The organism is Mesorhizobium sp. Root102, assembly GCF_001425625.1.
Lineage (GTDB): Bacteria > Pseudomonadota > Alphaproteobacteria > Rhizobiales > Rhizobiaceae > Mesorhizobium.
Genome location: NZ_LMCP01000034.1, coordinates 139545 through 152011 on the forward strand (window position 1 = coordinate 139545; position 12467 = coordinate 152011).

10 protein-coding genes and 1 pseudogene are annotated in these 12467 nt (G+C 64.9%); 1 reads left to right on the forward strand and 10 read right to left on the reverse strand.

Features of this window, described 5'->3' with window-relative positions; all coding sequences use genetic code 11:
• Positions 1 to 15: 15 nt before the first annotated feature.
• The 10 genes and pseudogenes from ASD12_RS22840 to ASD12_RS22885 form a co-directional block, all read right to left on the reverse strand.
• The gene (locus tag ASD12_RS22840) at positions 16 to 2037 is read right to left on the reverse strand and encodes an acyltransferase family protein (RefSeq protein ID WP_056591466.1); all 2022 of its coding nucleotides are present in this window, start codon (positions 2035 to 2037) and stop codon (positions 16 to 18) included.
• Positions 2038 to 2231: 194 nt separating this feature from the next.
• Entirely contained in the window at positions 2232 to 2537 is a 306-nt protein-coding gene (locus ASD12_RS22845; RefSeq protein ID WP_056591470.1) for a hypothetical protein, read from the reverse strand.
• A 272-nt stretch (positions 2538 to 2809) separates the two neighbouring features.
• Positions 2810 to 3886 carry an ABC transporter ATP-binding protein gene (locus ASD12_RS22850; RefSeq protein WP_056591474.1) on the reverse strand — a complete coding sequence of 359 codons (1077 nt, stop codon included), beginning with the start codon at positions 3884 to 3886 and terminating at the stop codon, positions 2810 to 2812.
• Positions 3883 to 4683, reverse strand: coding sequence for an ABC transporter permease (locus ASD12_RS22855; RefSeq protein WP_056591478.1), 801 nt, complete (start codon positions 4681 to 4683; stop codon positions 3883 to 3885). The genes ASD12_RS22850 and ASD12_RS22855 overlap by 4 nt, the downstream gene beginning before the upstream one ends.
• 1 nt (position 4684) lies before the next feature.
• The gene (locus ASD12_RS22860; RefSeq protein ID WP_056591480.1) at positions 4685 to 5545 is read right to left on the reverse strand and encodes an ABC transporter permease; all 861 of its coding nucleotides are present in this window, start codon (positions 5543 to 5545) and stop codon (positions 4685 to 4687) included.
• 67 nt (positions 5546 to 5612) lie between these two features.
• A pseudogene (locus ASD12_RS22865) lies at positions 5613 to 6550 on the reverse strand (ABC transporter substrate-binding protein).
• Positions 6551 to 6728: 178 nt separating this feature from the next.
• The gene (locus tag ASD12_RS22870; protein WP_056591483.1) at positions 6729 to 8207 is read right to left on the reverse strand and encodes an aldehyde dehydrogenase; all 1479 of its coding nucleotides are present in this window, start codon (positions 8205 to 8207) and stop codon (positions 6729 to 6731) included.
• On the reverse strand, positions 8204 to 9262 hold the full coding sequence (locus tag ASD12_RS22875; protein WP_056591486.1) for an LLM class flavin-dependent oxidoreductase: 1059 nt from the start codon (positions 9260 to 9262) through the stop codon (positions 8204 to 8206). Before ASD12_RS22875 ends, ASD12_RS22870 begins: the two co-directional genes overlap by 4 nt.
• 5 nt (positions 9263 to 9267) lie before the next feature.
• Positions 9268 to 11058: an alpha/beta fold hydrolase gene (locus tag ASD12_RS22880; protein ID WP_056591489.1), complete on the reverse strand. Its 1791-nt coding sequence runs from the start codon at positions 11056 to 11058 to the stop codon at positions 9268 to 9270.
• On the reverse strand, positions 11051 to 11638 hold the full coding sequence (locus tag ASD12_RS22885; RefSeq protein WP_056592168.1) for an amino acid synthesis family protein: 588 nt from the start codon (positions 11636 to 11638) through the stop codon (positions 11051 to 11053). Before ASD12_RS22885 ends, ASD12_RS22880 begins: the two co-directional genes overlap by 8 nt.
• A 139-nt stretch (positions 11639 to 11777) precedes the next feature.
• Between ASD12_RS22885 and ASD12_RS22890 the strand changes: the two genes are divergently transcribed.
• Positions 11778 to 12449, forward strand: a complete 672-nt coding sequence (locus tag ASD12_RS22890; protein ID WP_056591492.1) for a GntR family transcriptional regulator — start codon at positions 11778 to 11780, stop codon at positions 12447 to 12449.
• Positions 12450 to 12467: the final 18 nt, after the last annotated feature.

Consider the following 12467-nt stretch of genomic DNA (forward strand, 5'->3'; position numbering starts at 1 on the left):
GGCCTACCGCACCCTCTAAAACAGCGCCCTCTCCAACGGCCCCTCCAGCGTCTCCGCAAACGCCGTCGCCAAATGATGCCGATCACGAAACGCGAGCTTGCCGCCGATGACGACGTGGCAGGCGGCTGGGCCGCAGAAGTGGTCGGTGAGGTCGACATAGAGCGTGTCGGGCACGCTTTTCACGACTGCGCGTTCAGTGGCGGCGGTGCTGTCGTTGGCGGCGTCGGCCCTTGGCGTGTCGCAAAGGGATGGCGCGGCGCGCCACCAGAGCGCGCGCGCCACGCAGGAGTCGACGAAGCTGGTGTTGATCGGCGTGTCGCGAATGACAGCCGTCTCGATGCCGGCCTGGCTGAACGCCTGCAAGGTCGAGCGCAGGCCGGCCTGCCAGCGCGCGATCTCGGCCGCGCGGCTTGCGGCGGGCATATCGCGCGTCAAATTGCCGATCGAGAATTCCGAGATCACCACCAGGCGCGGCTTGCGGCGAATGATGTCGGCGATTGCCAACTCGCGCCAAGCGTCGCATTCGGTGTAGTCGCGCTTCAGCACCGCGTTGAAGGTGGAGAGCCGCGAGGCGCGGCACGATGATTTGAGATAGGTGACCACTTTTGTGTCGTTGCGTCTGGCCGCTTCGATCAGCGGCGTCGACCAGTGATCGGCATGCGAATCGCCGAACAGCACGATGGTGTGGGCGGCGTCGGTCGCGCCGAACACGCAGGGTTTTGGCGTCACCGTGCGGGAATCGAGCAGGCAGGTCTTGTCGACGGCGCGCGCGATGGAGGGTTGTTCGGCCGCCTGCTGGATGCCGCGCTGCTCTGGACCGATGTTGCGCGTGGCCAGATGCGCATTGGCATAGCCCACCGCCACGCCGGCGCCCGTCAGCACCAGTGCGGGAACCAGAACAAGGCCGGGAAAAGCGCGAACCGGTCTTGCGCCTGGAATTGAGTCGGGAAAGGCGCGGGCGCCCGCCGTCAGCCAGGCGCCACGCCGGGCCGGGTTCTCGATCAGATGATAGGTGAACGCCGACAGCGCCAGCGTCAGCACGACGCAGCCGAGACGCTGCGGCACGGTGAGATTCGGCGCGAGCATCTGCGCATAGACGATGATCGGCCAGTGCCAGAGATAGAGCGAATAGGAGAGCGTGCCGATCCATTGCAAAGGCCACAGCGACAAAGCGGCGGCCGGGCCAAGGGCCTGCCAGTTGGTCTGCTTGCCGGTGTACTCCGCACCGGCGCCGCTCAGTAGCACCAGCACCGTGCCGGCAACCGGCAGCAGCGCATACCAGCCGGGGAAGGGCAGGTCTTCGCTCAACAGCAGATAGGCCGCCGCGATCAGCGCCAGGCCGAGCCAGCCAAATGCGGGCCGCAGCCATGCGCGGTGCCGCGGCAAAGTCACGGGAGCCAGCGTCGCCAGGCCGCCGCCGGCGAATTCCCAGGCGCGCAGCGGCGAGAAATAGAAGGCCCAGGCCGGTGCCGCGCTGGTCAGCCACAGGCAGGCGGCGAAGGAGGCGAGGCCGGCCACGCCGATCACGGCCACGGCTGTGCGCCGGCCCGGCCGCAGCCAGGCGGCCAGCAGAAGCAGCGCCGGCCAGGCCAGGTAGAACTGCTCCTCCACCGACAGCGACCAGAAGTGGATGAAGGGATTGCTGGTGGCGTCAGCGGCGAAATAGTCGAACGACCAGCGCAGCAGCCACAGATTGATGGCATAGGCGGAGGCGAACATGGCACCGCGCGAATAGAGCGCCTGCTCCTGCGGCGCCAGGATGAAGTAGCCGGCGGCAAGCGTGACCAGGATGACGAACAAAGCTGCCGGCAAAAGGCGCTGGGCGCGCCTGGCGTAGAAGCGCCAGAGGTCGAGCCGGCCGGTCTCGCCGATCTCCTGCATGAGGTGGGTGGTGATCAGCCAGCCGGAGATGACGAAGAAGATGTCGACGCCGGCAAAGCCGCCGGGGAGCGCGGTGAGGCCGAAATGATAGGCGACGACGCCGCCGACGGCGAGCGCGCGCAATCCTTGTATGTCCGGCCGGAACGATGCTGCCACGGAGACTCCTTCGTGTAAGCCCGACCCGTCGCCACTGTCGGCGGGGCAGGCCGATATCGCAACGCAACGAATCTTTCGCAGTGCAACATGACAAAAATGGGACGAAAGCCGACAGGCTGCGGGCTTGCCCGTTTAGACGCCGAGCGCAAAACAGCCCCGCGAAGGGGCTGTTTTCTCGTCGGTCCGGTGGGCGCTTACTTGCTGCCGCCGTTCGCTTTCACGCTGCTGCAGAATTCCGGATGGGCGTTGGCCGCAGTGGCGTCCTTTGACTCGTCCTCGCAGGCTTTCATCATCGCGGTCTGGTCGTCCGGCGTCAGGGCCTTCCAGGCCTTCACGAAGTCGCCGTTGCTGACCATCGTCTTCATGCCGGTATCGGTGTAGAAGGGCTGCACCTTGGCCGGATCGTCGAGCGCCGATGTACCGGTGCTGCCTGCGGCAAGCGCCGAGCCGGCAACCATCGAAAGCGTCATCGCGCCGAAAAATATCGTCTTGACGTTCATGGTATAATTCTCCTGTTGCTTTGATATCGTCGAGCAACGATCAGCTTGAAGAACGACAGGTCTGGATGAAAGTTCCGGGAATCAGGTCAATCCCTGGTAAAATATAGTCGGAAAAAGCTTGAAAGTTTTTCCAATTTTGCTCGTTTCGTCCGAAGGCGGGATTCCATGACAGGAATCATTTGCCGCACGATCAAGGTTGCGCGGTGACTTGCTGCGGCGTGCCCATAGTGTATTTGCCGCTCTGGTCGGTCGCAGCCAACCGACCCGGCACGTCAGGCGGGAAACAGGAACGCCGCCGTCGGATCGAAAAAGACCTGCCGGCTGCAGGGCGCTAGATCCTGCGATTGCATGGCGGCGGAGGTCGGCCTGATGTCGACCCCCTCGCCGCCGGAGGTGCGCGCGACGATGCGCCGGCGCTCGCCGTAGAAGGCGACATCGACGATCTCGACGTTGAGCTCCGCGCTCGCCGGGCTCCGTTCCATGCCAAACGCTTCCGGGCGGATCATCAGCTTGGCCTTCTGGCCTTTGCCGAACGTGCCGTTGGCCCTGACGCCGGAGACGACCGAACCGTCGGCCAGCCGGATCGTTGCCGTGCCATCCTTGGTGTCGAGATGTTCGGCGGCGAGGAAGTTCGAATTGCCGATGAAGCCGGCGACGAAATCGGTGGCTGGCCGCAGATAGAGATCCTCGCCGCTGCCGGTCTGCTCGACGCGGCCGTCCCGGAACAGAGCGATCCGGTCCGACAGATGCAGCGCCTCCTCCTGGTCGTGGGTCACGTAGAGGATGGTGACGCCGGTCTCGCGATGGATGCGGCGGATCTCGCCCTGGATCTCCTCGCGCAATTTCTTGTCGAGCGCCGACAGCGGCTCGTCCATCAAAAGGATCGGCGGATCGTAGGCCAGCGCCCGGGCCAGTGCGACGCGCTGCTGCTGGCCGCCAGACAGGGCGCCGGGCAAGCGCGCGGCGAAGCTTTCCAGCCGCACCAGGGCCAGCATGTCGGCGACCTTCTTCTTCACCTCGGCCTCCGGCCGGCGGCGAACCCGCAGCGGAAAGGCGACGTTCTCGGCTACCGTCAGATGCGGAAACAGCGTGTAGCGCTGGAACACCATGCCGATGTTGCGCTGGTGCGAAGGCACGGCAAGCAGCGATTTTCCCTCCAGCTCGACATCGCCGGAACTCGGATCCTGGAAGCCGGCGATGGCGTAGAGCGTCGTCGACTTTCCCGAACCTGAAGGCCCGAGGAAGGTCAGGAACTCGCCCTTGGGTATTTCGAGGGTGACGTCGTGCACGGCGGTGATCGAGCCGAACGCCTTGCGCAGGTTGCGGATGGAGAGGAAGGGCTGGGTCATGTCCTGACCTTTCGCTGCAGCAGCGCCGTCACCACCATCAGGGCAAGCGTCAGCCCGACCAACAGGCTGGAGGCGGCGGCGATGACCGGGCTCAGATCCGAGCGCAAGCTGCCCCAGATCTTGACGGGCAAGGTTTGCAAGGAGGGGCTCGCCATGAAGATCGCCACCACGACTTCGTCCCAGGAGGCGAGGAAGGAAAAGATCGCGGCGGAGAAGATGCCGATGCGGATCGACGGCAAGGTGATCCTGAGCCTGGCCTCGAGCGGGCTTGCGCCGCAGACGATGGCCGCGTCCTCGATCGACTTATCGAAGCCTTCCAGTGCGGTGGCGATCGGGATGATCGCGAAGGGCAGGGCCAGCACGGTGTGGGCGATGACGAAGCCGATTGTGGTGCCGCCAAGGCCAAGGCGCAGGAAGAAGGCGTAGATGGCGATGGCGAAGACGACGACGGGCAGCACCATCGGCGTCAGCAGCACGCCGCGCAGGATCTCACGCCCGGCAAACCGTCCGCGAACCAAAGCGAAGGAAGCGAGCAGGCCGATCACCACGGACAGGATCGCCGTCATGGTGGCGATCCTGGCGCTGGTCAGCGCGGCGTCGAGCCAGGCCGGGTCGGCAAACAGCTCCTGGTACCATTTCAGCGTCCAGCCGGGCGGCGGAAAGGCCAGCCAGTGCGACGAGCCGAAGGAGAGCAGGACGATGAAGACGACAGGCAACAGGAGAAAGCCGGCGACCAGAGCGGTGAAGCCGAGAAGGGCAATTTTCAGCCAGCCCATGCGGTCATAGTCGAGCAGCATCTCAGGCGCCTCCGCTCATGCGCCTGGCGCCGACAAGGCGCAGCTGCAGCGCGTAGAGCGCCATGGTAACGACCAGCAGGATGAAGGCGGCCGCACTCCCAAGCCCCCAGTTGAGCAGCGACTGGATCATCTGCGCGATCATTTCGGCCAGCATCATGTTCGACGTGCCGCCGAGCAGTGCCGGCGTGACGAAGTAGCCGAGCGACATGACGAAGACCATCAGGCCGCCGGCGGCGATGCCGGGCAGCGACAGCGGCAGCAGGATGCGGCGGAAGGCCTGGAAGGGACTGGCGCCGCACAGTGCGGCCGCACGCAGCGTCATCGGGTCGATCGCCCGCAGCGTGCCGACCAGCGGCAGGATCATGAAGGGCAGCATGATGTAGACCATGCCGATGGTGATGCCGGTCAGGTTGTTGATGAGCGGCAGCGGCTGATCGCTGATCCCAGCGGCCATCAGCGTCCGGTTGATGACGCCGGTGCGCTGCAGCAGCACCATCCAGGCATAGGTGCGGGTCAGGAGATTGGTCCACATCGACAGGATGATGACGCCGAAGACGATCGAGGCCAGCGCCGAGGGCATGATCGCCAGCATCCAGGCGACCGGAAAGGCGACGAGGATCGTGACGATAGTGACCACCGAGGCGACCAGGAAGGTGTTGAAGAACACCCGGGCATAGGTGCCATCGCCAAGCAGGGCGGCGTAGTTCTGCAAGCCGGGTTCCGGCTCGGTGACGCTGCGCAAGAGCAGGGCCATGACCGGGACGACGAAGAACAGCACGATCAGGACCAGCGCCGGCAGCAGGCCGTTGAAGCCTGCCGGCATGCGGAATGTTGGTAGGCTCTGGCGTGTTTCGACCGACATGGCAGCGATCCGGCTATGGGACGAAACGGCGCTGGCCGTCTCGTCCCTTGCTGTTCAAGAGGCACGCTTATTTCGCCTGCCAGGCATACCAGCGCGTGGCGATCTCGTCGCGGTGCTCGGCCCAATAGTTCATGTCGAGGTTGATCTGTCCGTCGACATGGGCGTCCGGCAGCGCCTTCACCGCATCCGCCGGCATCTCGGCCTTGGCCTTGGTGTTGATGGGCGCATAGCCGCTGGCTTCGGCAAACTTCGCCTGGCCGGCAGGGCTGCTCGCGGCGGCGAGGAACTTCATCGCGGCGTCCTTGTTCTTGGCGCCCTTCGGCACGACCAGGACGTCGGCTGCCGTCAGGTTCTGGTTCCAGGAGACGCCGACATCGGCGCCGTCCTTCTCCAGCGCGAAGACGCGGCCGTTCCACAGCTGGCCGAAGGTTGCTTCACCGGACGCGATCAACTGCTGCGACTCCGCGCCGCCGCCCCACCAGACGATGTCGGACTTGATGGTGTCGAGCTTCTTGAAGGCGCGCTCGAGATCGAGCGGATAGAGCTTGTCGGCGGGAACGCCATCGGCAAGCAGCGCGATCTCGATGACGCCGGGCGCCGACCATTTGTAGAAGGTCCGCTTGCCCGGGAATTTCTTGGTGTCGAACATGTCGGCCCAGCCGGCCGGTTCGCCCGAAACGGCGCCCTTGTCCAGGCGAGCACGAAGGAATAGTAGAAGCTGCCGACGGCATGATCGGTGGTGAAGCGCGTATCGAGGTCGGCCTTCGGCACGGCGGTGAAGTCGATCGGCTCGAGCAGGCCATCCTTGGCTGCTTTGATGGCGAAATCCATCTCGACGTCGACGACATCCCAGTTGACTCTGCCGGCGTCGACCATCGCCTTCAGCTTGCCGTAGTCGGTCGGGCCGTCCTGCATGACCTTGATGCCGGATGCGGCCGTGAACGGTTCGGCCCAGGATTTGGTCTGCGCTTCCTGGGTCGTCCCGCCCCAGGAGGTGAACACCATGTCCTCGGCCTTTGCGGCCGTCGTTGCCAGAAGTGTGGTTGCGAGAAGTGTTGTTGCAAGAAGGCGGGCAAGGACGCCGGTGGTGATCAGTTTCATGTCGTTCTCCTCTGTTTGTTTTCGTTGTTTCTGTTTGCGACCGGCGTTTTCGCCTTGATCGCGTTTCCCCGGCCGGCGGCGGCTACCGCATGACAAAAGGATCGGGAATCGGGTCGTCCGAGGTGCGTATCCAGACCGACTTCGAACGCGTGTAGTCGCGGATCGCGTCCATGCCGCCCTCGCGGCCGAGGCCCGACTGGCCGTAACCGCCAAACGGAACCAGCGGCGAGACGGCGCGGTAGGTGTTGACCCAGACCACGCCGGCGTGGATTTCGCGCGCCATGCGGTGGGCTTTGGCGAGATTGGTGGTGAATACGCCGGACGCCAGGCCGAACGGCGTGTCGTTGGCAAGCGCGAGCGCCTCGGCTTCCGTATCGAAGGCGATCACGCTGAGCACCGGGCCGAAGAGTTCCTCGCGCACGCAGGGCAGGCCGGTGTTGTCATCGGCATCGATGATCGTCGGTGCGTAATAGAGGCCGCTTTCGTGGCCGGCGGGCCGTTCGCCGCCGGTGACCAGGCGTCCGCCCGCGGCAAGGCTTGCCGCAACGATCTTCTCGATCCAGTCGCGCTGCCGCGCGGTGGCAAGCGGCCCCATTTCGGTTGCGGGATCCTGCGGGTCGCCGATCCGGATCGCTTCTGCCTTGCGCTTGAGCCGGGCGAGGAATTCGTCCTTCACCGAACGTTCGACCAGCAGGCGGGAGCCGGCGACGCAGCTCTGGCCGGTGGCGGCAAAAATGCCGGCGACGACGGCGTTGGCGGCACTGTCGAGATCGGCATCGGCGAACACCACGACCGGGCTTTTGCCGCCCAGTTCGAGCGTCGTGTAGGCAAGATTTTCCGCCGTGTTTTTGACGATCTGGCGGGCGGTTGCCGGACCGCCGGTGAAGGCGACGCGGGCGACGAGCGGATGGCTGGTCAGGCGGTGGCCGCAATCATGGCCGAACCCGGTCAGGATGTTGACGCTGCCCGCGGGAAAGCCGGCCTCATGGACGAGTTTGGCGAAGGCGAGCAGCGGAGCGGGGCCATCTTCCGATGCCTTGAGGACGACGGTGCAGCCGGCGGCAAGCGCCGGCCCGAGCTTGACGGCGGACAGGAAGAGTTGCGAATTCCACGGCACGACGGCGGCGACGACGCCGATCGGCTCGGACCGGATCGTCACTTCCATATCCGCCTTGTCGATGGGGACGAACGCGCCTTCGTGCTTGTCGGCCAGTCCGCCATAGTAGCGATAGTAGTCGCCGACATAGGCGATCTGGGCGCGGGTCTCGCGGATGATCTTGCCGGTGTCGCGCGTCTCGAGTTCCGCCAGCCAGTCGGAATTGGCGACCACCAGGTCGCCTAGCCGGACCAGCAGCTTGCCGCGCGCTGTCGCCGTCATCGCCGCCCATGGGCCGGAGCGCAGCGCAAGGTGGGCGGCTTCGACGGCGCGATCGACGTCATCAGCCGATGCAGCGGGCATTTTTGCCCATGCCGTGCCAGAAGACGGGTCGATGCTGTCGAAGCTCGCGGCCGCATCCTCGAAGCTGCCGTCGATATAGTTTTTGAACTGAGCGGCGCTCATCGCGAACCCGCTTTCGGTTCGGCAAAAGCCGGCATCACCCTGTCGATGAACAGCTGCAGCGATTTCTTCTTGCGCTGGTGGGACAGGCCGCTGTCGATCCAGATCGAATACTGGTCGTAGCCGAGCGCCTCATAGGCCTTCAGCCTGGTGATGACCTCGTCGGCTTCGCCGATGACCAGATTCTCTCGGATTTTGTCCGGCGCATATTGCGGCATGGCCGCGATCTCGTCGTCGCTCAGCGGCTCCAATATGCCCTGGCGCACCGGCTTCTTGTTCTGGAACCAGGCGCCGAACTGGCAGTAGAACTGCGAAAGGTCCTGCGCGAGGCGGTCGGCATCGGCCGCGTCCTCGGCAACGAATGTATGCATGAGCAGCATGATTTCCGGCCGCGCTATGTCGGGGTGAGCAGCACAGGCCGTGTTGAAGCGCTCCATCAGGCTGGTCACCTCGCCATCGCCGGAGGCCAGCGGCGTCACCTGCACATTGCATTTGCTGGCGACCGCGAAGTCGTGCGAGTTCGGATCACGCGCGGCCACCCAGATCGGCGGATAAGGCTTTTGCAGCGGCTTGGGCGACGAGGTGGTCGACGGGAACGACCAGAACTCGCCGGAGAGTTCGAAATCGCCATCCCACAGGCCGCGGATCGCCGGCACCATCTCGCGCATGCGCTGGCCGGCGCCCCATGCTTCCAGACCGGGGAACAGCCGCTGGTATTCGTAAGCGTAGGCGCCGCGCGCAATGCCGATGTCGAGGCGGCCGCCAGTGATGACGTCGGCCATCGCCGCTTCGCCGGCAAGCTTGATCGGGTGCCAGAACGGCGCCACGATCGTCCCGGTGCCCAGCCGGATGCGCCTGGTCTTGGCGGCGAGCCAGGCGATGTTGATGAACGGGTTCGGCGAGATGGTGAATTCCATGCCGTGATGCTCGCCGATCCAGGCGATCTCGAAGCCTGCCTCTTCGGCCTGTACAACCAGATCTTCCAACTCACCGACAAGCTCGGAATGCGGCTTTGCCAGATCCGAGCGCTCCATGTGGACGAAAAGCGAAAATTTCATCGGCGTCACCTGCGACCAGTAAGAGCTTGGGAAGATGCAGCCCTGGCGAGCGGCCGCACTTCGCCTTCGACCGCGTTGCCGACATAGACGCCGAAGGCATCTTCCGTGCGTTCGCGGACATAGCGGGCAAGCATGGAACGCACCGCCGGATCGGCGATCCTGAGATCGACGATATGGTCTATGTCGACAAGCCGGGTCTGGCGATCGCCGGGACTGGGGGCAGTGACCGATCCCCGGTAGTAGACGTGTGAACGCGACGGATCGGCGGCGTCGTCCCACACCGCAAACAGGAATCCGAGCTGCGCGTCGACAGCCTTGGCGGCAAGGCATCCTTTGAGGCTGCCGGCATCCTTTGGCGAGCCCAGCCCGCGACCTGCCGGCAATTCATGGAAACCGTCCGGTGTTTCGAAAAACAGCACGCGGCCTTCATTTTCGAGAATGGCACCGACTTCGGTCCCATGAGGTGCAGCCGCCAGCGCTTCCTGGCTGAGGCCGGGCGTGACGTAGGTGCCCCGGCAATAGCCGAGAGGCTGCGCGCCGTTGTGGCTGAAATCGCGGACGCGGCCGATCAGGATCGAATGATCGCCGGCGTCGACCAACTTGTGCATGGCGCAATCGAACACCGCGACGGAACCGTCGATCAGGGGATTGCCGGACTGGCCGGGTTGCCAGGTCACGGTCGCGAACTTGTCGGCGGCCTTGGAGGCAAAGATGCCGGACTGCGCCTTTTGGCTCTCCGACAGGATGTTGATGGCGAAGCCTTTCGATGTCGAGAAGGCGCTGTGTCCCAGCGCCTTCTTGGCGATGCAGACAAGCACCAGCGGTGGTTCGAGCGAGACCGAGGCGAAGGAGTTGGCGGTGAAGCCGCGCGGTTCGCCTTCCGCACTGACCGTGGTGACGATGGTGACGCCAGTCAGGAAGGAGCCGAGCGCGCGCCGGAATTCGCCGCTGTCGAAGGCGGGATCGTCTTGCGGTGTCGCGGCTTCGCCAGCGTCGAGAAAGGCGCTGATGTGATGAGTCACTTTTTCGGGTGAAGCCATTGCCATCATGTGCCTTTCTCCGCTGAGCACCAGGCATTGGCCGTGCGGCGCGAGCCTCGCCATCGCCGCCGACATGGCCGGGGTCGAGTTGCTGTCGTCAGACCCGGTCATGAACAGGGCTGGCCCGGCCAGCCCGGCCAGGGTTTCAGCATGCTCGGCATCGGCATGGGCAAAAAGGCGATAGGTGCGGGCGTAGCCTTCCGGGTCTACGCCTTCAAGAGCGGTACGCGCCGTTGCCGCCGCACCCGCCAGGCTCTCCGGCAGCGGGTCGCCGAACCAGCGGGCAAGCGTTGCCGCGATGGCGGAAGGATCGCCATGCGTGCCGAGGGCCGCCGCTCGCTCGCGCACGGCCCGCGCCAGGGTCTCGGGGCGGCGGAACACAGCATTGAGGCAGACGATGGAACGGATGCGCGACGGCGCGCGAAGGGCGATTTCCAGGGCGACCAGTGCGCCCATAGAATGGCCGACGATCGACACCGAGGCGAGACCGAGATGGTCGAGCAGACGCAGCGCCTGCTCGGCGAAATCCGACAGGGCGGCATTTTCCGGCGGCAAAGGTGAGGTGCCGTGGCCGAGCATGTCGATGGCGATCAGGTCGTGGCGATCCTCCATCGACGCGATCTGATCCTGCCAGATCGCCGCGTTCATGCCGACGCCGTGAATGAGCAGAACCGGCGCGCCGGAGCCGGCGCGGATGAAGCCGGTGCCGTCCGGCGCCGTGTTGCGAACCCATGCAGGGGCGGCGACATCAGCCATGCAGGTCTCCCACCTCCTTGAGGTCCTGATAGCGGTCGCCGATACGGTGATGCGGGCGGCCGCCGATCGAAGCGCCAAGCGCCACCACCAGTTCGTCGGGGGCGGGGGCGTCACCAATCTGGAAATGCACGGTCAGATAGTGTGAGCGGCGGCCCTCGTCGTTCTTGTCCATCAGCGGGATCATGATCGGCGTGTTCGGCCCGCCGCGCAGATTGGTGAAGGCGAGATAGGTCTTGGCGCCGACCGCGCGACGGTAGTGATTGCCGAAATGCAGCGTATGGATCAGCGCCGATGCATGCTCGATCTCGCCCGCCGTGCCGCAGATGGCGGCCTTGCCGTAGCCTTCGATCGCTTCGCCCGAACCGGCGACGGAGATGATCTCGCGCGTCAGCAGTTCGCCGAGGACGGGAGCGATGGTGCGGATCTCAGGCGACAGGTCTTCGGTGAAACCGCGGCCCGCCCATGGGTTCGTCAGCACTGCGGCGACGCCGATCAGGCGCAACGGCTTCGGCGCTTCCTTGCCGCCCTCGATCAGGGTGTTCTCGATGTAGGTAACGGTCTTTCGAATGGCCGGTTTCATGAAATCCTCGGTCGCGATGGCGCTATCCGGCGCCGTCATCTCTATATCGTCTTATGGTATACCATGCTATGGAGCGCCAAGAACCTTGTCAATCGGCTATGGAATCTGTTTTGTGGCGGCGCGAGGAGGCAGAGAGAAAATGTCAGACGATACGCTGCGGATCGACCGCTCCGCCAAGACGTTGCGGACGCTGGCGCTGGAACGCATGCGCGATGCGATCATGGGCTTCCACTTCCAGCCTGGTGAAAGGCTGGTCGAGCGGCCGCTTTGCGATCAGCTCGGGGTGAGCCGTTCCGTGGTGCGCGAGGTCCTGCGGCAGTTGGAAGCGGAAGGCCTGGTGCAGATGATACCCGGCCATGGACCGGCCGTCGCCAAGCCGGACCTCGGCCGCACCGATGAGATCTATGAATTGCGGGCGCTGCTGGAAGGGATCGCGGCGCGGACTTGCGCCCTGTCGGCCACCGACGCCCAGATTGCCTTGCTCGATGCGGCCTTGACGAACCTGCTCGACGCCTGGGCGTCAGGCGCGCCGGTCGAGGTGATGCGGGCGACGACCAAGTTCTACGAAACGCTGTTCGGGGCGGCCGACAAGCAGATTGCCTGGGAAATCGTGACGGGGCTGAATGTCCGCATCAACCAGCTTCGCTCGATGACCATCGCGTCGGAAAACCGCCGCGAGCCAGCGATCGCCGAAATGACCGAAATCATGGATGCCATCCGCTCGCGCAAGCCGGACGAGGCGGAGGCGGCGGCGCGGCGGCATGTCGAATCCGCCTGGCAGATCGCACGCAACACGCTTCGCCTTGGCTGACTGCTAACGCGCCGCCGC